This is a genomic window from Bradyrhizobium liaoningense (genome assembly GCF_018130955.1).
GTDB lineage: Bacteria > Pseudomonadota > Alphaproteobacteria > Rhizobiales > Xanthobacteraceae > Bradyrhizobium > Bradyrhizobium liaoningense_C.
Genome location: NZ_JAFCJM010000034.1, coordinates 1 through 24,864 on the forward strand (window position 1 = coordinate 1; position 24,864 = coordinate 24,864).

Sequence of the window (24,864 nt, forward strand, 5' to 3'; positions counted from 1 at the left end):
CTCCAAGTCATCGACCGGACACCACTCCGGTCAAATCGCGCCAGTCATGGCGCTCCGCGCCATGCCTGGCGCACCACCACAAAAAAGGGCGCCTCGCGGCGCCCTTTTCGTTTCGTCCCGCCCCGCTCACCAATAGCGGTACGGATAGTGCCAGCGATGCCAATGGTGCCAGCGGCAGACGCGGCGCGGGCCGTAATAGGTCCAGATGATCCGGCAGCGGCGGGGATAGTGGTAGTAGGGATAGTAGCCGCCGTAATAGTAGCGTCGGTGAAAGTGGCGATAGCCGTAATGGGGCCGGTGGTAGTAGCCGCCATAGTGCCGGAAGCCACCGTAGCGATAGCCGCCGATGTGACTGCGATAGACCGGCGCGGCGCGAAAGCCGCCGATATGACCGCCACGGAAGCCGCCACCGTGAAAGCCGCCGCCGTGATGACCGCCACCGCGGAAGCCGCCGCCATGACCACCATGACCGCCGCCGCCGTGACGGACCTGCGTGATCGTGTCGTCGGTCGCGGCCTTCGTCGCCGGCGCCGTGGCCGGATTGATCAAGGTCACCGCTTCGGCGCGACGCATCGTGCCGGCCGACAACATCAGCGTCGCCATGGCCGCAAGCCCGAGGCCGCGCAGCAAGCGCGCTCCGGGATCGATAGTTCTCAGCATGAACGTCTCCCTGTCCCTGAACAGCGGAGCTCTCACAGACACGTCTCAGCCTGCGCCAGCCCTTTTCACTTGCGGTTGCTCCCAAGATTAAATTAGAGACAGCGAGGTGAATGCCTCATGAATAAACAAGTGTTACGGCCGATGCGCCGTGACGCGACAGGAGAGGCAAGCATGACCGTCTACGCGATCGCGCAATTGAAGATGACCGACCGCGCAGCCTATGACCGCTATCAGGCAAAATTCTTCGACGTCTTTCGCAAGTTCAACGGACGGCTGCTCGCCGCCGATGAAGGCCCGCTTGTGCTCGAAGGCACCTGGCCCTGCGACAAGCTGGTGATGATGTCGTTTCCCGACGAGGCATCGTTCCGCGCCTTCTCGGATGCGCCGGAATATCTGGAGATCTCAAGGGACCGCAAGGCGGGCGCAGAAGCCACCGTGCTGCTGGTGAAGGGATTTAATCCCGGCGGATAGAGCGTAACGCGCGTCACCACCAAAACGGCCCGAAGCCGAACACGAAGGGTGCCGGCACGCCGTAGGGATAGGGGCGATAATAATAGGGCCGCGCGTAGTAGCGCGGCTCGTAGGGCGGCGCGGCGCGATAGGCGCTTGGCTTGCGGTCATGTCGCCGCGCACCGATGTCAGTCGCCTGAGGCTTCGTTGCAGACTGCGTCGCGGCAATCGACGGCGCACAGGGCGTCAAGCCCACGATGCCGACAGCCACGACCATTCCGATCCATCTCGTCATGACACCCTCCGCAGCATTCAGCATGCGGGCTTCATGACGTCATCCGCAAGTGAAAACAGGTCCGTCATCCGGACCTGTTTCGCAGCGCATCACCAATGACGGTGATGCCAGCGGTGCCAACGCCAGTGGCGATGATGCCAGCGATGCCCGCGCCAATGCACTTCCGTTGCGGGCTGCGCGGCATCCTGCACCATTTGAGCAGCGCCCGGATTGATCAGCGATGCGGCCTGCGCCCGCTCGGCCGGCGCGGCCAGAGCAATCAACGCGCCAACCGCGGCAACGCCGAGCACATTTGCAAGGACCTGGGTAGACGACATCTCGTTTCTCCTCCGATCTAGTTCAAACGTCGAGTGGCGACGTGGGGAGAACGCTAGAGCGCGCGGCCTGAATCGTGTATGAATGCTTCAGCCGCAATGATGAATGCCGGGCAACGGCCGCATGTCTGCGACGTCAGCACAGGCGTTCGCCTGCGCACCACAGCCAGCCTGATCGAACGAACGCAGGAGATGGTCATGGTCCGATCTCGTGGTTTGCGAATATTCCGTTTCACTGTCGTGGCATGCGCGCTCCCTGGTGCGAGCGCAGCAGCAGTTGCCGCCCAAGGACCTGGCGTCGATGCGGGAACGGCTGGTACCTTCACGCAGGCGGTGATGGCGATCCTGGTCTATGGTGCGTCCGCGCTGATCGTCGGCGCCGGCTTGATCGGCGCGCTGCGCGGTCAATAGAGCGCGATACGATCTGACGATCGATATCGCTTGTTTCTGCTTGAGCATGATCTTTCGGAAAACCGGACCCCACTTTTCCGGATCATGCTCTGCGTCAGCCGCGGCGCCAGTAGCAGCTCATGCGCGGCACGATCACCGTGCCGCTCGGCCGATATTCCTGCACATAGGTGGCGTTGCACTCGCGCACCGCGTCGGGGCCGGGATTGTAGCGCGGGTACACCCGGATCTCGTCGTCATAGTAATAGGGGTTTACGCGGAGCCTGGTCGGCGGCCGCTTGCGCGGCGGCGGGCCGTCTGGTGGAACGGCCTGCGCCAGCCGGATCTCGCCGCCGGCCGTCTGGGCTTGGGCATCGGGGCAAAATGGCGAAAACAACCCCATGCAAAGTACCGCCACCGCCGCTATCCGCATCGTCCCGCTCACTGCAACGTCCCCCAGAAGTGCGACGTACGCTCCCCGTTTTCGTGAGCCACGTCAACCACGGCTGCGGTTATAAAGCCGGATGCATCGCCTTGGAACCCGCGCTATGGAGGGAGCATGTGGACGAACCTGAAAGCACCCTCGCTGGCCGAGATGGAGGTGATGGCGCACGACATTTTCGAGCGCCTGCCCAAGCGGTTTCGCAGTCTCTGCGAAGGCGTGATCATCCGGGTCGACGACTTTCCGACCGAGGAGGTGCTCGACGAGATGGAATGCGAGAGCGAGTTCGACCTGCTCGGCCTGTTCCAAGGCATTGGCCTGCCGCACCAGAGTGTCGGCGACATCCCGCGCCTGCCCAACATGGTCTGGCTGTACCGCCGGCCCATCCTCGACTACTGGGCCGAGCATGAGGAGACGATCGGCCATATCGTCCGCCACGTCCTGATCCACGAGATCGGCCACCATTTCGGCCTGTCGGACGCCGATATGGAGGCGATCGAGGCCCAGGCGGAGTAGTTCACCTCTCCCCAGCGGGGAGAGGTGGATTCCCGATGCCGCACCAGTTCGACCTCAGCCCCGGCAAGCAGACCAGAACTGCCGAATTCGGCCTAGGATTCGGCCCCTTTTCGGGATAAATAGCCGTCCCCTGACTTTAACCGGGAAGCCCAACCATGGACAAGTTCACCACGCTGGAAGGCGTCGCGGCGCCGCTGAAGATCATCAATGTCGACACCGACATGATCATTCCGAAGCAGTACCTCAAGACCATCAAGCGCACCGGACTTGGCAAGGGACTTTTCTCCGAGCAGCGCTACAAGGACGACGGCAGCGAGAACCCGGATTTCGTGCTCAACCAGCCGGCCTATCGCAGCGCCAAGGTGCTGGTCGCCGGCGACAATTTCGGCTGCGGCTCGAGCCGCGAGCATGCGCCCTGGGCGCTCCTGGACTTCGGCATCCGCTGCGTGATCTCGACCTCGTTCGGCGACATCTTCTACAACAACTGCTTCAAGAACGGCATTCTGCCGATCCGCGTCAGCCAGGAAGACCTCGACAAGCTCTTTGACGACGCCGAGCGCGGCGCCAATGCGACGCTGACAATCGACTTGCCGAACCAGGAGATCCGCGGTCCCGACGGCGGCAAGGTCAAGTTCGAGATCGATCCGTTCCGCAAGCACTGCCTGATCAACGGCCTCGACGACATCGGCCTGACGATGGAGAAGAAGGCTTCGATCGACACCTATGAGGAGAAGCTCAAGCGCGAGCGCGCCTGGGCCTGAAGTTCGCGTTTTGCTGGAGCCCCGGTGCTGACGGCGCCGGGGCTTTTTCTTTGCCTGCATTGTCCATTATAGCTTGCGCCCATGTTGCCTGACGTCGTCACCTTCTGGCATGGCCCGATGGACGCCCTGCGCCAGACCTGTCTGCGCTCGCAGATTGCGGCCGGCCACCGGGTGACCGTCTACAGTTTCGACACCATCCCCGGCCTGCCCGCAGGCGTCGACAATGCCGATGCCGAAGCGATCCTGCCGCATGCGTTCTCGGAAAGACTGCGGCCGCCGCAGCCGGACGGAAGCTGGCGCGACTGGACCACGCTGCAGTTCAGCGACTTCTTCCGCATGAAGCTGATGGCGAAGCGTGCAGGTCTCTGGCTCGATGCCGATGTGCTGCTGCTCAAGCCGGTCGACATCGATTCGGCAAAGCCCTATTTCGCCTGGGAGCGGCCGCGCCAGCTCGGCAACTCCGTGCTGTACCTGCCGCCCGATCACGGCATCGTCCGCGCGTTTGAAGCGCTGATGGCGCAGGACGAGCTGACGCCGGACTGGCTGTCGCTGCGCCATCGCATCACGTTTGCGATGCGCCGCCTGCGCGGCGGCTCCAACCGCCTCTCCGACATCCGCGTCGCGATCTTTGGCCCGGCCGCGCTGACCGCGCTGGCGCGCCGTTTCGATGCACTCGGCTACGCGCTGCCAAAGCAGTCGTTCTACGCAGTGCACGCCGAACCAAAATTGTTCTTCGAGCCGTCGAGCTACCTCAGCCTCATCAGCGCCCCCCAAATTATCGGCCTGCACATCTCGCCCAAGGGACGTGGTGGCCAGCCACCGATCCCGGGCAGCCTGTACGCCTGGGCGACGGAGCGGTTCGCGTAACGCCTCGCGCGTCCGGACGTGCGCGCCTGCGCAACCCTTGATCTACATCAATCCAATCCTGGTCCCGTCGCAGTCACTTCAATCGGCTTGAGCTGCCTTGAGCGGCGCCATCAACGCCGATGCGGAGTGCTTTGACAGTCACCGCAGACTGAAGGCGTTGGAGCGGGGGAGGCTATCAGCTTGGTGGCTTTGGGATTACAGGCTGAAGGGCCCCACCGAACGTCATACTTTCGCTTGCGAAGCGCGGCGCGTCATCTCTACAGCGGCCACGGCGTCCAGTCGCGTCGCTTCATGTACGCGCTTTTGGTCTTTGATCTGACCTCGCTCCTGTTCATCGTCGCCACGTCGTTCTTGCCGCGCAGCGGCCTGACCCGGGGCCTCGACATTGCGTTCGGGATTGCCTTCCTCATCGAGCTTCTGTTCCGCCTCGCAGCGAGTCGCCGCATCAGGCGCGAGCTGCTGAGGATCACCACATGGACCGATGTTGCCGTGATCATGTCCCTGCTGGTCGCGACGACGAGTGAAGCGGCCGGCTTTCTGCGCGTGCTGCGCACGTTCCGGCTGTTGCGGACCTTTCGGGTGGTTCGATTCCTGCGCGAAGACAGCGCCTTCTTTCGTCGCAATGAAGAGCTCGTGTTTGCCGTCACCAACCTGACCGTCTTCATCTTCATCATGACGGGGGTCGTCTATGAAACGCAGCGCAACGTGAATCCCGGCATCAAGAACTATGCCGATGCGCTCTACTTTACCATCACCGCGCTGACGACCACGGGCTTCGGCGACATCACCCTGCCTGGAACCGCGGGCCGCATGATCACGGTCGTCATCATGATTTTCGGCGTCACGCTGTTCCTGAATTTGGCAAAGGTGCTGTTCAGCCCGACGAAGGTCCGGCACGCCTGCCCGACCTGCGGCCTGCTGCGCCACGACGTCGATGCCGTGCACTGCAAGGCGTGCGGCACCGTGCTGAACATTCCTGACGAAGGTGCGGTCTAGGCAACATCACGGCGTCAGCCGTATGTCGCGGACGGGGGAACGGGCCCCTACCCGCTCCCGGCTTGGCCAGGTCACATTTGGCTCCTGCTTGCTATTTGATCCAGCGCAACGCGCTATTTTGCCGACATGCTCTACTTGGAACCAATCCCGGCAGCCGAATGGAGCTTCGTCATGAGCACCGAGACCAGACCTTATCCCGTGGTTCAGGACCTGATCGACTCGTTTGCCGGTTGGCTCAAGCATCGGCGCGAGCTGAAGGAAATGCGCGAGATGGACCGCTTCAACTTCGACCGCATCGCGAGCGATCTGCGGGTTTCGCCGAGCGAGCTGGAACAACTGGTTCGCCATGGGCCGCATGCTGCCGACGAGCTGCCGAAGATGCTCGAGCAGCTCGGCATCGACCAGGAGCGCCTGGGCCGCACCCAGCCGCTGCTGCTGCGCGACCTGGAGCGCGTCTGCGCGCTCTGTCCCGACAAGGTCAAATGTCACCGCGATCTGGCCGAACACTCGGCCGCGGAGCACTATCAGGAATACTGCCTCAACGCGCCCACCCTGGAGACGCTGGATCACACGGCTGCGACGACCCACTGAGCGGCGCCGTGCGCATCTCACTGGCTCACATTGCGCTGGTGCTCGTCCTCGCCGGCGCCGCGCCGCTCGTCATCCACCTGCACAACGCGGGCGGGATCGGCTGATCCGACACCGCCCTGTTACGGCTTCCCCATCGCTGCGATCGCGTCCGCGATCTCTATCGTGCGCCGCGCCATGTCGGCGTGCAGGCGCTCCACCATCGCGCCATCGAGCCTGATCGCACCGCGCGAGGCATTCTCCGGCAATTCGAACGCCGCGATGATCTTTCGTGCGCGCGCGACCTCGTCGGCGGGCGGCGTGAAGATCACATTGCAGGCGTCGATCTGGGAGGGATGGATCAGCGTCTTGCCGTCAAAGCCGAGATCGCGGCCCTGCGCGCATTCTTCCGCAAAGCCTCCACTGTTGTTGATGTCGCTATAGGGCCCGTCGAGGATTTCGAGGCCATGGGCGCGCGTCGCCAGGATGCAATGGGTGATCATCGGGATCATCGCCGCGCGTCCCGGCAGCATCTTGATCCGCGTCTCGCGCGAGATGTCGTTCGGCCCGAACACGAAACCGGCGAGCCGGGTCCCGGGCTCGCGCGCACAGGCTGCGAGCTCCTCGGCGTGCAGCACCGCACGCGCGGTTTCGATCATGGCCCAGACCTTGACCGACCGCGCCGCACCGCGATCGTCGAGGCAGCGCTCGATCATCTCGATGTCCTTGGGGCTCGAGACCTTTGGCACCAGGATGCCATCGGGCGAGGCCTTGGCAGCCATGCCGATGTCGTCCCCCCACCAGGACGTGTCGAGGCCGTTGGTCCGGATCAGGATCTCGCGCTTGCCAAAACCCTTCGCAGCAATGGCGGCTGCGATCTGATCCCGCGCCATCGCCTTGGCGTCGGGGGCAACCGAATCCTCCAGGTCCAGGATCAGGCCGTCGGCCGGCAGGTTGCGCGCCTTTTCCAGCGCGCGCGGGTTCGAGCCGGGCATGAACAAATGGCTGCGGCGCGGGCGGGTCATGAAATGATTTCCTCTGAGCGGGTTCCCTGAAAGGCTGTTTTGGCCGTTTTTCGATCGTGGCGATAGCACTTCACCTGCCTATTCGAAAGGCTTGTTCGGCCCGGCGGTATATGATTAGGCATGGGGCCATGACGACGTTCCCTCAGCATTTGCTCGACGGCTACAAGGCCTTCTCGACGCAGCGCCTGCCGACCGAGCAGACGCGCTATCGCGAGTTGTCGGTGAAGGGGCAGTCACCCGAGGTAATGGTGATCGGCTGCTGCGATTCCCGCGTCTCGCCGGAGGTGATTTTCGACGTCGGCCCGGGCGAGCTGTTCGTCGTCCGCAACATCGCCAATCTGGTGCCGGTGTATCAGCCCGACGGCAACGCGCACGGCGTCTCGGCGGCGCTGGAATATGCGGTGACGGTGCTGAAGGTGAAGCACATCGTGGTGCTCGGCCATGCGCAATGCGGCGGCATCCGCGCCTTCGTCGACAAGATCGAGCCGCTCACCCCCGGCGATTTCATCGGCAAATGGATGCAGATGTTCATCAAGCCCGGCGAGGTTGTCGAGCAGCGCGGCCACGAGACCATGGCGCAATTCGTCGAGCGCATCGAGAAGGCCGCGGTGTTCCGCAGCCTCGAAAATCTCATGACGTTCCCGTTCGTGCGCAAGGCCGTCGAGAGCGGCCAGATGCAGACCCACGGCGCCTATTTCGGCGTCGCGGAGGGATCGCTGTTCGTGCTGGACAAGGTGGCGAAGGAATTTCGCGGCATCAGGGACGCGGCGTAGGTCGTTCGGCTCGGCGTGAAATCGTCGGGTGGGCAAAGCCATCGAGACGCGCGAACGCGCGCTCCGATGGTGTGCCCACCACGTCTATTGCAATCGTGGAAAGATGGTGGGCACGGCGCGCGAAGAGCGCGCCTTTACCCACCCTACGAGATATCGCCTTACGCCGCCTTCTTCTTCGCAGTGATCAGCTTGCGGTTGATCAGGACTTCGGCGATCTGGATCGCGTTCAGCGCGGCGCCCTTGCGGAGGTTGTCCGACACGCACCACAACGCGAGACCGTTCTCCACCGTCGCATCCTCGCGGATGCGGCTGATATAGGTGGCATCCTCGCCGGCCGCCTCATAGGGCGTGGCGTAGCCGCCGGGCTCCTGCTTGTCGATGACGAGACAGCCGGGGGCTTTCCGCAAGATCTCGCGCGCTTCGTCCGCCGTGATCGGATTCTCGAACTCGATGTTGACGGCCTCGGAGTGACCGACGAACACGGGCACGCGCACGCAGGTCGCGGTGAGCTTGATCTTGGGATCAAGGATCTTCTTGGTCTCCGCCATCATCTTCCACTCTTCCTTGGTGAAGCCGTCCTCCATGAAGACGTCGATGTGGGGGATGACGTTGAAGGCGATACGCTTCGGAAACTTCTTCGCGACCAGCTCGTCATTGGTGTAGACGGCCTTGGTCTGCGAGAACAATTCGTCCATCGCATCCTTGCCGGCGCCCGACACCGATTGATAGGTCGAGACCACGACGCGCTTGATGGTCGCCTTGTCGTGCAGCGGCTTCAGCGCGACGACGAGTTGCGCGGTCGAGCAGTTCGGGTTGGCGATGATGTTCTTCTTGGCAAAGCCCTTGGTCGCGTCCGCGTTCACCTCGGGCACGATCAGCGGCACGTCCGGATCCATGCGCCAGGCCGAGGAATTGTCGATCACGACCGCGCCGGCGGCGCCGATCTTCGGCGACCATTCCTTCGACACCGAGCCCCCCGCCGACATCAGGCAGATGTCGATATCGGAGAAGTCGTAGTGCTCGAGCGCTTTGACCTTCAACGTCCGGTCGCCATAGGAGACCTCGACGCCGACGCTGCGGCGCGACGCCAGGGCCACGACTTCGTCCGCGGGGAATTTGCGCTCATCCAAAATGTTGAGCATTTCCCGTCCGACATTGCCGGTCGCGCCGACGACTGCGACTTTGTAACCCATCGTTCACTCTCCGATGAAAAATGCCTTGCCGTGCGCTGACGCTTACACGGGAAGCGCAGCGCTTCTATGCGAGAACCGGGCGCAAGACAACGTGTGACCGCGTCCCCCGGGCATTCGATGCAGCCGTTCCAGGCCGTTTCGGCCGTACCTCCCACCACGACCAGACTCCATCTGGCGATGGCCAGCTTCGCCGACGAGATCGTCGGCACGTTCGCACGCCTGTTCGCCTATGTGGGCACGCTGGCGCTGTTTGCCATCCTGGGCCTGGCGGCGCTCGGCCAGTTGCCGTCCCTGCGCGGCGACGAGGCCCCGACCCGGCAGGGCTGGAGCGTGGCCGACCGCTCGCATCCGGCCTTTGCCGTCAGCCAGATCGATTCGTCAGATAAAACAGAGTCTTACACCGTCCTGAGGCACCCCGAAGGGGGGCGCAGGGACGTCATTCGCTGGGTCGGCGGCGTGGCCGAGCTCGAAATCTACCGTGCGGGCGGCGAGTTCGACCCCGCGCGGTCGATCATGCCGGACATGGCCGCCCGCATTGGTCTCGGAGAGGTCGTCTCGCTCGAGGAGGCCGGCACGATCGACACCAAGTTTGGACCGATCGCCCTGTTCCGCCCCACCGGCACGGCCAAGCCGGCGCCGTCCTGCCTTGGCTATGTCAAACGGGTCGAGGAGCCGTCGCTGGTAATCTCGGGCTGGTCCTGCCAGGGCGACACGCTGCCCGCCCGGCGTGCGGCGATAGCCTGCACGCTGAACCGGCTGACGCTGCTCACCTCGGGCAATGAGCCCAAGCTGGCGGGACTGTTCGCCCAGGCCGAGCTCAAACGGCGCACCTGCGGCCCGCTCGGCCCCGTCGACTGGGTGACCGGCGCCGCCAACGCGCAATTGCGCGGATCGCTTTGAGACGCATCAAGCCAAGTGGCTGGATTACATGCAACTTTTGGCCGCGGGTCCGATTATTCCGGCTTGGTGTGACCCAATTGACCTAGTTGCGGCCATCGTTGGCGCGCTAGTATGGGGCGAAACTGACTGGCGGCTGGCCCGCCTGAAGGGGACCTGATGAGCTCGAAATTTTCTGCCGCGAACAAAATGGCACTCTGGCTGGCAGCGGGCGCCGTTATTGCCATCGGTTTTGCGGCCTCGGCCGAAGCCAAGACCAAGCGCACTTATGACGAGCGCGGCCGCGTCTATTACGGCCCGAACGGTCCCAACGTGGTCTATCAGCAGGGCCCGCGCACCCGCCTCTACGTGTCCAAGCGCTCCTGGCTCGACGGCGGCACCGAAGTCAATCCGGGCGACCGCAAGTTCATGGACTACGCGTATCCGCCTGCGATCGGATACCCAACGTTCGCACGCGAAAACAACAACCGCCCGATCGATCGCCAGCCGCTCTCGACGCCGGCTGATGTCGGCGGCTATCCGACCGCCTTCCCATTGCCGTTGTATTGAGCTGAACGAGACATCTGCATCGAAATGGCCGGGCTTGTCCCGGCCATTTGCTTTTCTTGGCTGCGTCATTCCGGGGCGATGCGCAGCATCGAACTATGGTGCGCAATTGCGCACCTGAGAATCTCGAGATTCCGGGTTCGGCTCTTCGAGCCGCCCCGGAATGACGGCGTGAGCCTTACGCGTGCAGCTTCTGCAATTCCTTCAGGATCGCTTCGCCCATCTGCGTGGTCGAGGCAGCCTTGGTGCCTTCCGACTTGATGTCGGCGGTGCGCAGGCCGCTGGCGAGCACCGCTGCGATCGCGGCGTCGAGCTTGTCGGCAAGAGCGCCCATGTCGAAGGAATAGCGCAGCGCCATGCCGAACGACGAGATCATTGCGATCGGATTGGCAAGGCCTTTGCCCGCGATGTCGGGCGCCGAGCCGTGCACGGGCTCATACAGCGCCTTGCGCTTCTTGCTCTTGACGTCGACCTCGCCGAGCGAAGCCGAGGGCAGCATGCCGAGCGATCCCGTGAGCATCGCGGCGATATCCGAGAGCATGTCGCCGAACAGGTTGTCGGTGACGATGACGTCGAATTGCTTCGGCCATTTCACCAGCATCATGCCGCCGGAATCGGCGAGCTGGTGCTCGAGCGTGACATCAGGATATTCCCGCTTGTGGACCTGGGTCATGACCTCGTTCCAGAGCACGCCCGACTTCATGACGTTGCGCTTCTCCATCGACGTCACCTTGTTCTTGCGCTTCTTCGCAAGCTCGAAGGCGACGCGGCCGATGCGCTCGATCTCATAGGTGTCGTAGACCTGGGTATCGACGGCGCGCTTCTGGCCGTTGCCGAGATCGGTGATGGTCTTGGGCTCGCCGAAATAGACGCCGCCGGTGAGCTCGCGCACGATGACGATGTCGAGGCCCTCGATCGCCTCGCGCTTCAGGCTGGAAGCGTCCGCCAGCGCCGGATAGCACACGGCGGGGCGGAGGTTGGCGAACAGCGCGAGATCCTTGCGCAGCCGCAGCAGGCCGGCTTCGGGGCGGACGTCATAGGGCACCGCATCCCATTTCGGGCCGCCCACCGCGCCAAAAATCACGGCGTCGGCGTCCTTCGCCTTGGCCATGTCGCCCTCGGAGATCGACACCTTGTGCGCGTCAAAGGCCGCGCCGCCGACGAGCCCGGTGTCGGTCTCGAATTTGGCAATGCCTGCCGCATTCAGCCAGTCGATCAGCCGCTTCACCTCGCCCATCACCTCGGGGCCGATGCCGTCACCGGGGAGCAGCAGCAATTTGTGGGTCGCCATGGTCCGTTCCTCTTTGATCTCACCTCGTCATTCCGGGGCGCGAGCAAAGCGAGCGAACCCGGAATCCATCGGGCCGCGGCACAAGCGGCGAAATGGATTCCGGGCTCGCGCCTAACGGCGCGCCCCGGAATGACGGTCGGCCGGAGTGCTAGTGCGGCATTGCAGGCTTGGCAAGACACCATTGCCGCCATGCGGGTGTGCAGGGAGGGCGGGGCCTGCCACAATCCTGTTGCCGGAGTACCCCTTGCACGCCCAAGACAGCTTTGCTCAAGACCGCCGCCCCCTGCCCAACGCGCATCCCGCGCGCCTGATCCTGACGCTGTCGCTGGGCGCCACCGTCGGGCTCGGCATCGGCCGCTTTGCCTATGCGCTGGTGCTGCCGGACATGCGGGATTCGCTGCACTGGTCCTATTCGGCCGCCGGTTTCATGAACACCATCAACGCGGTCGGCTATCTCGCGGGCGCGCTGCTGGCGTCCCGGCTGATCAAGCGGGTCGGCTGGTCGGCGGCGATCCGGGGCGGAACGCTGGTCTGCCTCGCCTCGCTCGCGCTGTGCGCGCTGACCGGTAACTTCCTCGCATTGAGCTTTGCCCGGCTGATCGCGGGGCTCGGCGCAGCGGCCGCCTTCGTGGCGGGCGGCGCGCTCGCCGCCGTGATCGCCCAGTCGCGGCCGGAGCGGGCCAATTTTCTGCTCAGCCTGTTCTATGCCGGCCCCGGAATCGGCATCCTCGCCTCCGGCCTGATTGCGCCGTTCACCCTGCAATGGTTCGGACCGGGCTCGTGGTGGATCGTGTGGTGGGTGCTGACGCTGCTCTCGGCCGTCATGACGGTGCCGCTGTTCCTAGTCCGCATCGAGAGCACTGCGAATTTTGCGGAAGCCGGCGGCGCCTCGTTCGCGCTTCCGCCGGTGCTGATCTATCTCGCGGCCTATTTCCTGTTCGGCGCGGGCTACATCGCCTACATGACCTTCATGATCGCCTATGTGCGCGATGCCGGCGGCGGCGCGCCGGCGCAGGCGGCATTCTGGGGCCTGATCGGCGTCAGCGCTTTCGTCACGCCCTGGTTCTGGCGCCGTGTGCTGGCGCTCGATCGCGGCGGGCTTGCGACCGCGATCATCCTCGGCACCAACGCGCTCGGCGCGGCGCTTCCTATTCTGGGAACGTCGACCGCCTGGCTTGCGACCTCGGCCGTCGTGTTCGGCGTCGCCTTCTTCGCGGTGGTCGGCTCGACCACTGCGTTCGTGCGCTTCAACTATCCGCCGGCGGCCTGGCCAACCGCGATCGCGGCGATGACGATCTCGTTCGGCGTCGGGCAGACGCTGGGGCCGATCGTGGTGGGCGCGATCACCGATGCGCTGGGGAGCCTGTCGTATGCGTTGAACGTGTCGGCGGCGCTGCTCGCGCTCGGCGCGGTCGCGGCGCTGTGTCAGCAGAAGGTGGGGCCGGTCTAGGCCGTCATTCCGGGGCTTGCGAAGCGCGAACCCGGAATCCATTCATCCACCAACATTGCGGCCCGATCGATTCCGGGCTCTCGCTTCGCAAGCCCCGGAATGACGAAGTCATCAGCTTCCGCTGAACGAATTATAGCCCTGGTCTTCCCAGTAGCCGCCCTTGTAGTCGTTGGTGACTTCCATCGAGATCACGTACTTTGGATTCTTGAAGCCGAGCTTTGTCGGCACGCGGATCTTCATCGGGAAACCATAGGCGACCGGCAGGGTCTCGCCGGCGAACTTGAACGTCATCTGGGTCTGCGGATGCAGCGCGCTGCGCATGTCGAGCGGCGAATTGTAGCCGTCCTTGTCGGCGCACTGGAACCAGACATATTTCGCGCGGGTATCCGCACCGATCAGCTTGAGGAAATCGCGCAGCGGCGTTCCGGTCCAGCTTCCGATCGCGCTCCAGCCCTCGACGCAGATGTGTCGCGTGATCTGCGTGACTTGCGGCAGTTGAGTGAGCTCGTCCAGCGTCCACGACTTCTTGTTGTCGACGAGGCCGCGCACCTCGAGCTTCCAGGCCTTGCCGTCGACCTCGGGCGCCTCGTCGAGACTGTAATAGGCGTTGAACGGGAACGGCTTTGGGATCGCGCTCTCCGGGAAGGTCGGCGCCAGCGCATCCGGATTGAAGATGAAGGCCTGCACGGCGTCGTTGAACTTTGACACCGTCTTCAGCATCTCCTCGGCGGACGAGGAGTCGATCACGTCGCAGCCGGTCAGCATGGTCAGCGCGCCGAAGCTGGCGCCGGCCGTGAGGAAGCGGCGGCGGGTGAGATCAGGCATCACTTTCAGCGAGTCCTTCACGAGGAGACGCTTGTCGACGCCGGGGATAAGGAATGGACGCTTGGCCATAACGGTTTCTCCTAAACTCTTCGTTTGAGCATGATCCGATCGGAAAACCGGTTCCCACTTTTCCGGATCATGCTCAGCGGCCAATAATCATCGCGCGCAGGCTCTTCGGAACGAGCAGCGCAAGCGCAACGTGAATGACGAGGAAGGCGCAGATCGCGGCCATGCAGAAGAAGTGCACGTAGCGCGCGGTCGGGTAGTCGCCGAACAGCGTTACCAGCCAATGCAGTTGCACCGGCTTCCAGATCGACAGGCCCGACAGCACCACGAGCACACCGACCACGATGATCCCGGCATAGAGCACGCGCTGCACGTAGTTGTAGACGGTGAGATCGTCATGGCTGAGCTTGAAGGTCAGCGCGGCCTTGATGTCCTGGATCACGCCCGCCGGCGTGATCGGCAGCAGCTTCTTGGCGAAGCGGCCTGTGGCAAAACCTGTAATGAGGTAGGCGAGGCCGTTGATCATCAAGAGCCACATCGCCGCAAAATGCCAGAGCAGCGCGCCGCCGAGCCAGCCGCCGAGCGTGATGTCGCGCGAAAAACTGAAGTCGAACAGCGGCGAGGCGTTGTAGATCTGCCAGCCCGACATGATCATCAGGATCATGGCGACGGCGTTGATCCAGTGCATGGTCCGCACCCAGGCCGGCTGGACGATTTTGGCCGGCGCAGCGGTCGCGGACGCCTCGGTTGCTGCAATGGTGGACATGACGGTTCCGTCCTCTGAGATCGCGTGACAGCAATTATACGCCGGTAGTGCCGGTTTCGTTACGCCAGCCGGCCTATCGAATCGATGCCGCCGGCGCATGGTAGTCACAAAAAAGCGAGCCGGAGGCACCCCCGGCTCGCGTTTCGCCGCACCCTGTCAGGGGATGAAACAGGGGCGTCTGGTGTTTAGCTCGCCGGCATCAGTACGGTGTCGACCACATGGATGACGCCATTCGATTGGTTGACATTGGAGATCGTCACCATCGAGGTGCCGCCCTTGGCATCGACGATCCAGGTCTTGCCGTCCATCTTCTTGACGGTGAGTTCCTCGCCCTCGGCGGTCTTCAGTTTCTTGCCTTCGGTCAGGTCGGAGGCCTCGAGCTTGCCGGGCACGACATGGTAGGTGAGGATCTTGGTCAGGGTCGCCTTGTTCTCAGGCTTGACCAGGGTGTCGACGGTGCCGGCCGGCAGCTTGCCGAAGGCGGCGTTGGTCGGCGCGAACACCGTGAACGGGCCCTTGCCTTCCAGCGTCTGGACCAGGCCGGCCGCCTTCACCGCCGCGACCAGCGTGGTGTGGTCCTTTGAATTGACGGCGTTCTGGATGATGTTCTTGGAGGGGAACATCGCGGCGCCGCCGACCATCACGGTCTTTTCCTCGGCGGACGCGGGGGCGACGACGATCGCGGTGAGAGCCAGTGCGCTGAAGGCTGCGGCAGCGAGATAGGCGATACGCTTCGACATGGAGAGTCTCCCGATAGTTGGTAGCCGGCGGGGCCGGCCATTGGGTTGAGGCAACAACGGCGCCTGCGTTGCGTCGTCGTTGGCCGAACTACGGGAGGGTTCGCGAGGCGGTTTCGGACAAAAATTCTTTGTGATGCGTGAAACTTTGCGGCGGGCTGGCCGTGGGGTGGGAGGCCGCGCCACTTGCTCAGCGTCGTAGGGGCAAAGGAGCGTAGCGACGTGCCCACCGCTTGTGCTGAGAGAGAGAATTGGTGGGCACGCTTCGCTTTGCCCACCTTACCGCATCGAGCGCTATGTCAATCCCTGTTCAACGGCGCCTGGATAAACCCGCGATTATGCGTCGGGCTGATCAGGACTTCGTTGATGCAGACCCGCGCCGGCATGCTGGCGATGAAGGCGATGGTGCGGCCGAGATCTTCGGACTGCAGCATTTTTGCCTGCTCCGCCTCGCTCGGCACGACCGGGCGCAGCTTCAGGATCGGCGTAGCGACCTCGCCCGGCATCAGGCAGCAGGCGCGCAGGCCGTTGACGCATTCGTCCATGTTGAAGGAATGGGTCAGCGCCAGCACCGCATGCTTGGTCGTGGTGTAGGCCGGGCCCGGCATCTTCGAGACATGGCGGCCGGCCCAGGACGAGACGTTGATGATCGAGCCGTCCTGCTGCTTGCGCATCGTCGGCAGCACCGCGCACATGCAATAGAGCACGCCGTTGAGATTGACCTGGACGAGCTGGTCCCAGCCCTCCAGTTCCATGTCCTTCCAGCTCCGCTTGGGAACGTTGATGCCGGCATTGTTGACCAGCAGGTCGATGCGGCCATGCTTGGCCACGATGGCGCCGGCGGCCTTCTGGGCGGCAGTAGCATTGGACACGTCAAGCGCGATCGCTTCCGCCGAGCCGCCCGCCTTGGTGATCTTCGCAACCACGGAATTGAGCTGCTCCTTGCGCCGGCCCGAGACCACCACCGTCCAGCCGTCGGCCGCGAGCGCCTCTGCGGCGGCCTCCCCGATCCCGCTGCCGCCGCCCGTGACCCAGGCCACGCGTTTCCTGTCGTTTGTCATGCAAACTGTCTCCGTTGCCCGATCGGGGCTGTTTTTGCTAATCCAGCCCTCGCTTTTGGCCGGCCAGTGCCGGTGAGGGACTGTCGCATGAACCAAGCTGCCAACGCCAATTTGTTTTCCCGCCTGTTCGACGGCCTCGACGATCCGACGCGCCTTGCGATCGAGACGCAGGACGGCGGCCATATCAGCTATGGCGATCTGATCGCGCGTGCCGGGCAAATGGCGAATGTGCTGGTCGAGCGTGGGGTGAAGGTGGGCGACCGGGTCGCCGTGCAGGTCGAAAAATCCGTCGCCAACATCGTGCTCTATCTCGCGACCGTGCGCGCCGGCGCGGTCTATCTGCCGCTGAATACCGCCTATACGCTGAACGAGCTCGACTACTTCATCACCGACGCCGAACCGTCGCTGGTGGTGTGCGATCCCTCCAAGGCCGAGGGACTTGCCGCGATCGCGGCCAAAGTGAAGGCCAAGGTCGAGACGCTCGGGCCGGATGGCAAGGGTTCGCTGACGGACGCAGCGGCGACGGCGAAGAGCGATTTCGCAACCGTGCCGCGCGCTGGCGACGATCTCGCTGCGATCCTCTACACGTCGGGCACCACCGGCCGCTCCAAGGGCGCGATGCTCACGCACGACAATCTCGCGTCGAATTCGCGCTCGCTCGTCGGCTACTGGCGCTTCACCGACAAGGACGTGCTGATCCACGCGCTGCCGATCTACCACACGCACGGCCTGTTCGTGGCGACCAACGTGACGCTGTTCTCGCGCGCGTCGATGATCTTCCTGCCAAAACTCGATCCGGACCTGATCATCAAGCTGATGGCGCGCGCGACCGTGCTGATGGGCGTGCCGACATTCTATACCCGCCTGCTCCAGAACCCCGCGCTGTCGCACGAGACGACAAAGCACATGCGTCTCTTCATCTCGGGCTCGGCGCCGCTGCTCGCCGAGACCCATCGCGAATGGTCGGCGCGCACCGGACACGCCGTGCTCGAGCGCTACGGCATGACCGAGACCAACATGAACACGTCGAACCCCTATGACGGCGAGCGCGTACCCGGCGCGGTTGGCTTCCCCCTCCCCGGCGTCTCCGTGCGCGTCACCGACCCCGAGACGGGTAAGGAGCTCGCCCGCGACGAGATCGGCATGATCGAGGTGAAGGGCCCGAACGTCTTCAAGGGCTATTGGCGCATGCCGGAGAAGACCAAGTCCGAATTCCGTCCCGACGGTTTCTTCATCACCGGCGACCTCGGCAAGATCGACGCCAAAGGCTACGTCCACATCCTCGGCCGCGGCAAGGACCTCGTGATCTCGGGCGGATTCAACGTCTACCCGAAGGAAATCGAGAGCGAGATCGACGCCATGCCCGGCGTGATCGAGTCAGCCGTGATCGGCGTTCCGCATGCCGATTTCGGCGAGGGCGTCACGGCGGTTCTCGTTTGCAACAAGGGCGCTGAGGTGAGCGAAGCCTCGGTGCTGAAGGCGCTCGACGGGCGGCTGGCAAAATTCAAGATGCCCAAGCGCGTCTTCGTCGTCGATGAACTCCCGCGCAACACCATGGGCAAGGTGCAAAAGAACGTGCTGCGGGATACGTATAAGGATATTTATTCGAAGAAGTAGGGGCGCGCACCTGAGAGAGCGCACGCCCGCGCGACGTCCTCGGTGTCGTCCCGGCGAAGGCCGGGACCCATAACCACAGGGAGAAGTTGTGGCGCGACGGCGGTAACCACGGGTCTTCGCCAAACTTCTCCCTGTGGTTATGGGTCCCGGATCGGCGCGCGCTTGAGGCGCGCTTGTCCGGGACGACGGCGGAGGTCGTCGATGACGCCGGAGTACCGCGAGTTAAATCGCCAGCCCGTTTTCCTGCGCGAGATGCTTCAGCGACACGAGCGGACGTGCACCGATGTGCTGGATCACTTCGGCTGCCGCCAGCGCACCGAGTTGGCCCGCGGTCTTGTACGGCAAGTCGCGCGCTAGGCCGAACAGGAAGCCGGCGGCGAAGAGATCGCCGGCGCCGGTGGTATCGACGAGCTTTGCGATCGGAGACGCCGCGACCTCGACGGCGTCTTGAGGCGAGATGGCGACGCAGCCCTTCTCGCTGCGGGTGATCACGCCGAGATTGACGTCGTTGCGCAATTGCTTGAGCGCGGTGGCGAAGTCCGAGGTCGTGTAGAGCGAGTGCAACTCGGACTCGTTGGCGAATACGATGTCGACCGTGCCGTTGCGCATCAACGACAGAAATTCGTCGCGATAGCGGTCGACGCAGAAGGAATCCGACAGCGTCAGCGCCACCTTGCGCTTTGCATCATGCGCGATCTTGGCCGCCTTGACGAAGGCTTCCTTGGCGTTCTTGGGGTCCCAGAGATAACCCTCGAGATAGACGATGCGCGCGGCCGCGATCTCGTCCGCGTTGATGTCGGCGGGCGAGAGATCCTGCGCGGCACCGAGATAGGTATTCATGGTGCGCTCGCCGTCCGGCGTCACCAGAATGTAGGAGCAGCCGGTGGCGGGACCATCCTTGGCGGCCGGCGTGTCGAAGGCGACACCGGCGGCACGGATGTCGTGCACATAGAGCTTGCCGATCTGGTCGTCCTTGACCTTGCCGACATAGGCTGCGCGGGCACCCAGGCTCGCGACGCCGACGATGGTGTTGGCGGCCGAGCCGCCAGACACTTCGGTGGCCGGGCCCATATCCTTGTAGATGGCCGCTGCGCGGGCCTCGTCGATCAGGGACATGCTGCCCTTGGTCATGCCATGCTTGGCCAGAAAGGCCTCGTCGGTCGTAACAAGCACGTCGAACAGCGCGTTGCCGATGCCCAGAACGTCATATTTCGCGTCAGCCATTCACCTTGATCCCGTTGCCCGATTGCGGTTGTGCGGAGAATCCGCTTCATCTGCCTCAAAACTACGGCTCGCGGCCTATCACGTCAGCCCCCGCGCGGGCAAGCAACGGTATTGAGCATGATCCGCTCCTTCCTGACGGTCTCGACGGGAACGCTGGCCTCGCGGCTGCTGGGCTTTGCGCGCGATTCCCTGATCGCGACCCTGCTCGGCACGGGCGCGGTGGCGGATGCGTTTTTGGCGGCGTTTCAGCTCGTCAACGTGGTGCGGCGGCTGCTCAGCGAAGGCGCGCTGAATGCAGCGCTGGTTCCGGCCTGGCTGGGCTTGCGCGCGCGCGACGGCGACGAGGCTGCGTCTGCCTTCGCAGGCCGCGTGCTTGGCACGGTCAGCGCCGCACTTATCGCCGCATCGATCGTCATCGCGCTCTTGATGCCGTTCATCATCAAGGTGATTGCGCCCGGCTTCATCGGAAGCGACACGCTCGATCTCGCCGTGACGAATGCGCGGCTGATGCTGCCCTATCTCGCCTTCGCCGGCCCTGTCACCGTGCTGATGGGACTCCTCAACGCGCAAGGCCGCTTTGCGCTGACCGCGTTCTCGCCGCTCCTGTTCAACATCGCGCTGATCGCGACCATCGCTGCATTGTTGCTGTGGCACACGGATGCCACGTCCGCGGCCTGGGCGCTGGCGGCGACCGTCGGCATCGCCGGACTGCTGCAACTGCTGATGCTGGTGTCGCAGCGCAGCGCGCGCCTCGCGACGCCATTGCGCGTGACCTTCGACCGGGAGATGCGCGGCTTCTTCGCCAAGGCGATCCCCGGCATGATCGCAAGCTCGGGGCCGCAATGGCTGATGGTGGCCGGTGCGATCATCGCCTCGGCAACGCCCTCGGCCGTGTCCTGGCTCTATTTCGCCAATCGCCTGATCGAACTGCCGCTCGGCATCGTCGGCGTCGCCATGGGCACCGTGCTGGTGCCCGAGCTGACGCGCGCGAGCGCGGCCGGCGATCGCGATGCGACGGTCCACGCCGAGTCGCGCGCGCTGGAGCTCGCGGCCGGGCTTGCGCTGCCCGCAACGCTCGGCCTGATCGTGCTGGCCGAACCGATCGTGCGGCTGCTGTTCGAGCATGGTGCGTTCTCCGCAAGCGACAGCGCGGCGACCGCGCAGGCGCTGATGTGCCTGGCGCTCGGCCTGCCCGCCCATGTGCTGATCAAGGCTCTGTCGCCGGCCTTTTACGCGCGCAGCGACACGGTGACGCCGCTGTTGGCGACCCTGAAAGGTTTTGTGGTCGCCGTGGCGCTCGCGTTCCTGCTCGGTCATTGGTTTGGCGCGACCGGGATCGCGGCCGGCATCGCCGCCGGCGCCTGGAGCAGCGCGGCTTCCCTGCTGCGCAAGGGCGCCACCGAATTCGGCTTCTCGGTCGACGAAGCCGCGCGGCGACGCCTGCCGCGGATCGTGCTCGCGGCGCTCGCGATGGGCGCCCTGCTCTGGCTGACCTCAGGGCTGGCGCCGGTCGACAGCCACGGCTTCGTCCACCTCCTCGCCCTCGCCATCCAGATTGCGGCCGGGATCGCGGTCTATGGGCTGCTGGTCCAGACCCTGGGCGTCGCCTCCTGGCGCGAGGCGGTGAATGCCCTGAAACGGCCGGCGGGCTAGCCGCGACTCCTCGAGGGGGCTCTTCACCTCTCCCGCAGGGAGAGGTCGATTTGCGCAGCAAATCGGGTGAGGGGACCTGGTCCCTCGATAAAGCCTAACCCCTCACCCGCGCCTTCGGCGCGACCTCTCCCTATGGGAGAGGTGCAAAGACACTTGACGGCGCACCGCTGCTGTTGGAAACGACGGCCCGTCGACCTCAGGAAGGCTTCCAGGAACGCTTGCCATGCCATTCGTTGAACGGGTTTTTTCGGGCGTCCAGCCGACGGGCAATCTGCACCTCGGCAATTATCTCGGCGCCATCGTCAACTTCGTGAAGATGCAGGAAACCCATAACTGCATCTATTGCGTCGTCGACATGCACGCGATCACGCAAAGCCTGGACGTCTGGGGCGGACCGGCCGAGCTCGCGCGCAACACCCGCGAGGTGACCGCGGCGTTCATCGCGGCCGGCATCGACCCGAAGAAGCACATCGTGTTCAACCAGAGCCAGGTCTCCGGCCATGCCGAGCTCGCCTGGGTCTTCAACTGCGTCGCGCGCCTGGGCTGGCTGAACCGCATGACTCAGTTCAAGGAGAAGGCGGGCAAGGATCGTGAGAATGCCTCGGTCGGTCTCTACGACTATCCGGTGCTGATGGCGGCCGATATTCTCTTGTATCGCGCAACGCATGTTCCGGTCGGCGAAGACCAGAAGCAGCACCTCGAACTTTCGCGCGACATCGCGCAAAAGTTCAACAACGACTTTGGCGACTCGATCCGCAGCCACGGCGCCAATGACGGCCTGTTCTTCCCGCTGCCGGAGCCGTTCATCACGGGCCCGGCGACGCGCGTGATGTCTTTGCGTGACGGCACCAAGAAGATGTCGAAGTCGGATGCATCGGACAATTCGCGCATCAATCTGACCGACGACGCCGACACCATCGCGCAGAAGATCCGCAAGGCAAAGACCGATCCGGAACCGCTGCCGACGGAAGAGAAGGGTCTTGAGGCGCGGCCCGAGGCCGACAATCTCGTCGGCATTTTTGCCGCGCTCGCGGATCGCACCAAGGCCGACGTCCTCAAGGATTTTGGCGGCGGCCAGTTCTCCAGCTTCAAGAACGCGCTGGCGGAGCTGTGCGTAACCAAGCTGGCGCCGATCGCGAGCGAGATGAAGCGCCTCGTTGCCGATCCCGGCCATATCGACGCCATCCTGATCGACGGCTCCGACCGGGCGCGCGCGATCGCCGACGAGACAATGAAGCTCTCGAAGGACATCGTCGGCTTCATCCGCAAGAAGTAGTTGCTGCGTTGCGGCCGGCGATATTTCGCCGGCCGTCCCTCTCCCAAAGGATCAGGGAGTATGGCAGCATAAGGCGTGGACACGCCGGGACATGCATGACCAGCAAGCGCCGCTGCTTCGAGCCGGGGCACAAGCCCAAATGCCTTGTCATCGTTGACGACACCGCGGAGTGGGACCGCGCGGTGTATTACGCCAGCCGCTGGGCGATCCGCGCCGGCGGCGGCGTGGTGATGCTGCGCATCATCGAGACCGAGGAGCAGAACCAGCAATGGCTCGGCGTCGCCGAGATCATGCGCGCCGAGGCGCATGAAGCGGCCAATGCCGCGCTCGACCGCGCCGCCGGCCGCGCCAACGGCATCGCCGCGATCACGCCGGAACGCGTGATCCGCGAGGGCGATCCGATGGAACAACTGCTCGACGTGATCGACGCCGACCCCGACATCGCGATGCTGGTGCTGGCCGCCAATCCCGGCGCCGAGGGGCCCGGCCCGCTGGTCGCGCTGCTGGCGAACGCGGTCGGCACCTTCCCGATCCCGCTGACGGTCATTTCAGGCGAGCTGAGCGACCCCGAGGTGGACGCGCTGTCGTAGGATTCTTCACCTCGCCCCGCTTGCGGGGAGAGGTCGGCGCGAAGCGCCGGGTGAGGGGGAGCCTCCACGGGTCTAACTCTCACCGTCCCCGTGGAGACTCCCCCTCACCCCAACCCTCTCCCCGCAAGCGGGGCGAGGGAGAAGACAGCTCCTCTAACCCTCTGATACCGCTACGAAACCACCCTCCCCGCCCTTGACCGTGCGTTTGCCGTCGCCATCTGGTAGTGAGGAGCCACGCGCCGGCCTTGAACCGGCGACGTCCGGAGAAAACCATGTTCATTCAAACCGAAGCCACCCCCAATCCCGCCACGCTCAAATTCATCCCCGGCCGCGTCGTGCTCAACGGCGGCCCGATGGAATTTGCCAACCGCGAATCCGCGGCACGCTCACCGCTCGCCGAAAAGCTGTTCGAGGTGCCGGGCGTGACCAGCGTGTTCTACGGCAGCGATTTCATCACCGTGACCAAAGCAGGCGGTGGTGAATGGCAGCAGCTCAAGCCCGCGATCCTCGGCGCGATCATGGAGCACTACATGTCCGGCGCGCCGATGCTCGCCGACGGCAGCGCGACCGACGACGTCGATACCGATGAGGAGGACGAGTTCTTCGACGAGGCTGATGCCGAGACGGTAGACATGATCAAGGACCTGATCGAGACCCGCGTGCGGCCCGCGGTCGCCAATGACGGCGGCGACATCACCTTCCGCGGCTTCAAGGACGGCATCGTCTATCTCAACATGAAGGGCGCCTGCTCGGGCTGCCCGTCATCGACGGCGACGCTCCAGCACGGCATCCAGAACCTCTTGAAGCACTTTGTGCCCGACGTGGTCGAAGTCCGGCCGATGTAACTTGCGCGATCGGCGATCCGATTGAACTCAGTCATGCCCGGGCAAGAGCACGAAGCGCGTCTTCGCGCCAAGTGTTCCGGGCATTCACGTTTCACGTGGCCTTATTTGCACGGCGGAACGCTCATGACTTTTGCAACCTGATCCGGAGTTGCAACGGCGATGGACTGTTTTTCCTGCCCGATGAACATCACCAATTCCGTGGCCGTTTTTTTGTATGTGAATGTGACGCCGTCGCTTTCATCTTCATTGAGGACTCCGGCACATTTCACCACGTCCCTGAGTGCGGAAATACGTGCCTGCCCTCCAGAGTCTTGAAAGGCTCCCTGCCTTACCTCTCTCAGGCCCTTATGCACCGTGTGCGTTTCAAACGTGCCATTGGGCTTAACTATGGTCAAAGTCTCCGGTTGGAATTGACCCTTCCCAAGATCGAGAAAGGGCACGTAGTACTGCCCGACCAGCTCAGAAGCGAACGCACCGGGCGAAAAAAACAGGGCCATGAGGCAAACGAGTTTCCGCAATTTCATAATCATCTTCCCTTCGCCCGGAAAGTCTGGCGGCCACTGATCGACGGCCCTCCCGCCCGGGACAAAATTGACCCGCTTTGGACCGTCCAAATACTATCCTGGCTGAACGGCATTACAACGCGGAGATCCGCGGGCCCTCGCGATTGCGGCACGACTTCGCTATAAGAGGAGCATGTGGTCTTTTTTGTCGTTTTGACGTCTGTGTTCGCGATGGGGCGCCGAGTTCTTTGCACGCATCCAGCAACTTCTGACGACCCTCAAGGCCCTTGCCAGCGGCCAAGCCCGGCCACGAATGTCAACAATGCCATGA

The 24,864-nt window shown here is 63.9% G+C and carries 29 protein-coding genes; 15 read left to right on the top strand and 14 right to left on the bottom strand.

The genetic code is table 11. The annotated features are described in order from the left end of the window. Positions 1–126 precede the first annotated feature (126 nt). Entirely contained in the window at positions 127–660 is a 534-nt protein-coding gene (locus JQ632_RS24845; protein ID WP_212405220.1) for a hypothetical protein, read from the bottom strand. A gap of 171 nt (positions 661–831) precedes the next feature. Here JQ632_RS24845 and JQ632_RS24850 point away from each other — a divergent pair, with 171 nt between their 5' ends. After that, complete coding sequence (locus JQ632_RS24850) at positions 832–1,131, top strand: DUF1330 domain-containing protein (protein WP_212405221.1); 300 nt, start codon at positions 832–834, stop codon at positions 1,129–1,131. Between the two features lie 13 nt (positions 1,132–1,144). On the opposite strand, the gene JQ632_RS24855 is transcribed toward JQ632_RS24850, so the two are convergent. The 4 genes from JQ632_RS24855 to JQ632_RS24870 all read right to left on the bottom strand — a co-directional run bounded on the left by JQ632_RS24855 (position 1,145) and on the right by JQ632_RS24870 (position 2,509). After that, positions 1,145–1,405: a hypothetical protein gene (locus JQ632_RS24855; protein ID WP_212405222.1), complete on the bottom strand. Its 261-nt coding sequence runs from the start codon at positions 1,403–1,405 to the stop codon at positions 1,145–1,147. An 89-nt stretch (positions 1,406–1,494) separates the two neighbouring features. Further along, positions 1,495–1,722, bottom strand: coding sequence for a hypothetical protein (locus JQ632_RS24860; RefSeq protein ID WP_212405223.1), 228 nt, complete (start codon positions 1,720–1,722; stop codon positions 1,495–1,497). An 87-nt stretch (positions 1,723–1,809) separates the two neighbouring features. Further along, positions 1,810–2,178: a hypothetical protein gene (locus JQ632_RS24865; RefSeq protein WP_212405224.1), complete on the bottom strand. Its 369-nt coding sequence runs from the start codon at positions 2,176–2,178 to the stop codon at positions 1,810–1,812. Positions 2,179–2,224: 46 nt separating this feature from the next. Further along, positions 2,225–2,509: a hypothetical protein gene (locus tag JQ632_RS24870; protein WP_212405225.1), complete on the bottom strand. Its 285-nt coding sequence runs from the start codon at positions 2,507–2,509 to the stop codon at positions 2,225–2,227. Between the two features lie 156 nt (positions 2,510–2,665). On the opposite strand from JQ632_RS24870, the gene JQ632_RS24875 reads away from it, so the two are divergent. The 5 genes from JQ632_RS24875 (at position 2,666) to JQ632_RS24895 (ending at position 6,279) form a co-directional block, all read left to right on the top strand. Beyond that, on the top strand, positions 2,666–3,064 hold the full coding sequence (locus JQ632_RS24875; protein WP_212405226.1) for a metallopeptidase family protein: 399 nt from the start codon (positions 2,666–2,668) through the stop codon (positions 3,062–3,064). Positions 3,065–3,219: 155 nt separating this feature from the next. Then, positions 3,220–3,825 (top strand): 3-isopropylmalate dehydratase small subunit, encoded by a 606-nt coding sequence (leuD, locus tag JQ632_RS24880; RefSeq protein WP_212405227.1) that lies wholly within the window; start codon positions 3,220–3,222, stop codon positions 3,823–3,825. Between the two features lie 81 nt (positions 3,826–3,906). Continuing rightward, the gene (locus tag JQ632_RS24885; protein ID WP_212405228.1) at positions 3,907–4,692 is read left to right on the top strand and encodes a hypothetical protein; all 786 of its coding nucleotides are present in this window, start codon (positions 3,907–3,909) and stop codon (positions 4,690–4,692) included. A 291-nt stretch (positions 4,693–4,983) separates the two neighbouring features. Beyond that, positions 4,984–5,688 (top strand): ion transporter, encoded by a 705-nt coding sequence (locus tag JQ632_RS24890; RefSeq protein WP_212405229.1) that lies wholly within the window; start codon positions 4,984–4,986, stop codon positions 5,686–5,688. A 171-nt stretch (positions 5,689–5,859) separates the two neighbouring features. Further along, positions 5,860–6,279 (top strand): helix-turn-helix transcriptional regulator, encoded by a 420-nt coding sequence (locus tag JQ632_RS24895; protein WP_212405230.1) that lies wholly within the window; start codon positions 5,860–5,862, stop codon positions 6,277–6,279. 119 nt (positions 6,280–6,398) lie between these two features. Here JQ632_RS24895 and JQ632_RS24900 read toward each other — a convergent pair whose 3' ends face one another. Further along, a complete protein-coding gene (locus JQ632_RS24900; RefSeq protein WP_212405231.1) occupies positions 6,399–7,280 on the bottom strand; it encodes a CoA ester lyase in 882 nt (293 codons plus the stop codon). Between the two features lie 128 nt (positions 7,281–7,408). On the opposite strand from JQ632_RS24900, the gene JQ632_RS24905 reads away from it, so the two are divergent. After that, on the top strand, positions 7,409–8,053 hold the full coding sequence (locus JQ632_RS24905) for a carbonic anhydrase (protein ID WP_212405232.1): 645 nt from the start codon (positions 7,409–7,411) through the stop codon (positions 8,051–8,053). Positions 8,054–8,211: 158 nt separating this feature from the next. Here JQ632_RS24905 and JQ632_RS24910 read toward each other — a convergent pair whose 3' ends face one another. Then, a complete protein-coding gene (locus JQ632_RS24910; RefSeq protein ID WP_212405233.1) occupies positions 8,212–9,246 on the bottom strand; it encodes an aspartate-semialdehyde dehydrogenase in 1,035 nt (344 codons plus the stop codon). 117 nt (positions 9,247–9,363) lie between these two features. On the opposite strand from JQ632_RS24910, the gene JQ632_RS24915 reads away from it, so the two are divergent. Continuing rightward, positions 9,364–10,146, top strand: a complete 783-nt coding sequence (locus JQ632_RS24915) for a hypothetical protein (protein ID WP_212405234.1) — start codon at positions 9,364–9,366, stop codon at positions 10,144–10,146. Positions 10,147–10,302: 156 nt separating this feature from the next. Further along, positions 10,303–10,692 (top strand): hypothetical protein, encoded by a 390-nt coding sequence (locus tag JQ632_RS24920; protein WP_212405235.1) that lies wholly within the window; start codon positions 10,303–10,305, stop codon positions 10,690–10,692. Between the two features lie 175 nt (positions 10,693–10,867). Here the strand turns inward: JQ632_RS24920 and leuB are convergent, their stop codons facing one another. Beyond that, positions 10,868–11,980, bottom strand: a complete 1,113-nt coding sequence (leuB, locus tag JQ632_RS24925) for a 3-isopropylmalate dehydrogenase (RefSeq protein WP_212405236.1) — start codon at positions 11,978–11,980, stop codon at positions 10,868–10,870. A 244-nt stretch (positions 11,981–12,224) separates the two neighbouring features. Here leuB and JQ632_RS24930 point away from each other — a divergent pair, with 244 nt between their 5' ends. After that, on the top strand, positions 12,225–13,430 hold the full coding sequence (locus JQ632_RS24930) for a YbfB/YjiJ family MFS transporter (RefSeq protein WP_212405237.1): 1,206 nt from the start codon (positions 12,225–12,227) through the stop codon (positions 13,428–13,430). A gap of 111 nt (positions 13,431–13,541) precedes the next feature. On the opposite strand, the gene JQ632_RS24935 is transcribed toward JQ632_RS24930, so the two are convergent. The 4 genes from JQ632_RS24935 to JQ632_RS24950 form a co-directional block, all read right to left on the bottom strand. After that, complete coding sequence (locus tag JQ632_RS24935; protein ID WP_212405238.1) at positions 13,542–14,324, bottom strand: molybdopterin-binding protein; 783 nt, start codon at positions 14,322–14,324, stop codon at positions 13,542–13,544. Positions 14,325–14,397: 73 nt separating this feature from the next. Next, positions 14,398–15,027 (bottom strand): cytochrome b/b6 domain-containing protein, encoded by a 630-nt coding sequence (locus JQ632_RS24940; RefSeq protein WP_212405239.1) that lies wholly within the window; start codon positions 15,025–15,027, stop codon positions 14,398–14,400. Positions 15,028–15,212: 185 nt separating this feature from the next. Then, complete coding sequence (locus tag JQ632_RS24945) at positions 15,213–15,767, bottom strand: fasciclin domain-containing protein (RefSeq protein WP_212405240.1); 555 nt, start codon at positions 15,765–15,767, stop codon at positions 15,213–15,215. 296 nt (positions 15,768–16,063) lie between these two features. Then, entirely contained in the window at positions 16,064–16,825 is a 762-nt protein-coding gene (locus JQ632_RS24950) for an SDR family oxidoreductase (RefSeq protein WP_212405241.1), read from the bottom strand. 87 nt (positions 16,826–16,912) lie between these two features. Here JQ632_RS24950 and JQ632_RS24955 point away from each other — a divergent pair, with 87 nt between their 5' ends. Beyond that, entirely contained in the window at positions 16,913–18,442 is a 1,530-nt protein-coding gene (locus tag JQ632_RS24955) for a malonyl-CoA synthase (protein ID WP_212405242.1), read from the top strand. 222 nt (positions 18,443–18,664) lie between these two features. Here JQ632_RS24955 and JQ632_RS24960 read toward each other — a convergent pair whose 3' ends face one another. Next, on the bottom strand, positions 18,665–19,666 hold the full coding sequence (locus JQ632_RS24960; protein ID WP_212405243.1) for an adenosine kinase: 1,002 nt from the start codon (positions 19,664–19,666) through the stop codon (positions 18,665–18,667). Between the two features lie 117 nt (positions 19,667–19,783). Between JQ632_RS24960 and murJ the strand changes: the two genes are divergently transcribed. From murJ to JQ632_RS24980, 4 genes are all read left to right on the top strand, one after another. Next, entirely contained in the window at positions 19,784–21,319 is a 1,536-nt protein-coding gene (gene murJ, locus JQ632_RS24965; protein ID WP_212405244.1) for a murein biosynthesis integral membrane protein MurJ, read from the top strand. Between the two features lie 223 nt (positions 21,320–21,542). Then, positions 21,543–22,595, top strand: coding sequence for a tryptophan--tRNA ligase (gene trpS / locus JQ632_RS24970; protein WP_212405245.1), 1,053 nt, complete (start codon positions 21,543–21,545; stop codon positions 22,593–22,595). Positions 22,596–22,690: 95 nt separating this feature from the next. Then, complete coding sequence (locus JQ632_RS24975) at positions 22,691–23,185, top strand: universal stress protein (RefSeq protein WP_212405246.1); 495 nt, start codon at positions 22,691–22,693, stop codon at positions 23,183–23,185. Positions 23,186–23,457: 272 nt separating this feature from the next. Then, a complete protein-coding gene (locus JQ632_RS24980) occupies positions 23,458–24,030 on the top strand; it encodes a NifU family protein (RefSeq protein ID WP_212405247.1) in 573 nt (190 codons plus the stop codon). 101 nt (positions 24,031–24,131) lie between these two features. Here the strand turns inward: JQ632_RS24980 and JQ632_RS24985 are convergent, their stop codons facing one another. Beyond that, complete coding sequence (locus JQ632_RS24985; RefSeq protein ID WP_212405248.1) at positions 24,132–24,644, bottom strand: hypothetical protein; 513 nt, start codon at positions 24,642–24,644, stop codon at positions 24,132–24,134. Positions 24,645–24,864: the final 220 nt, after the last annotated feature.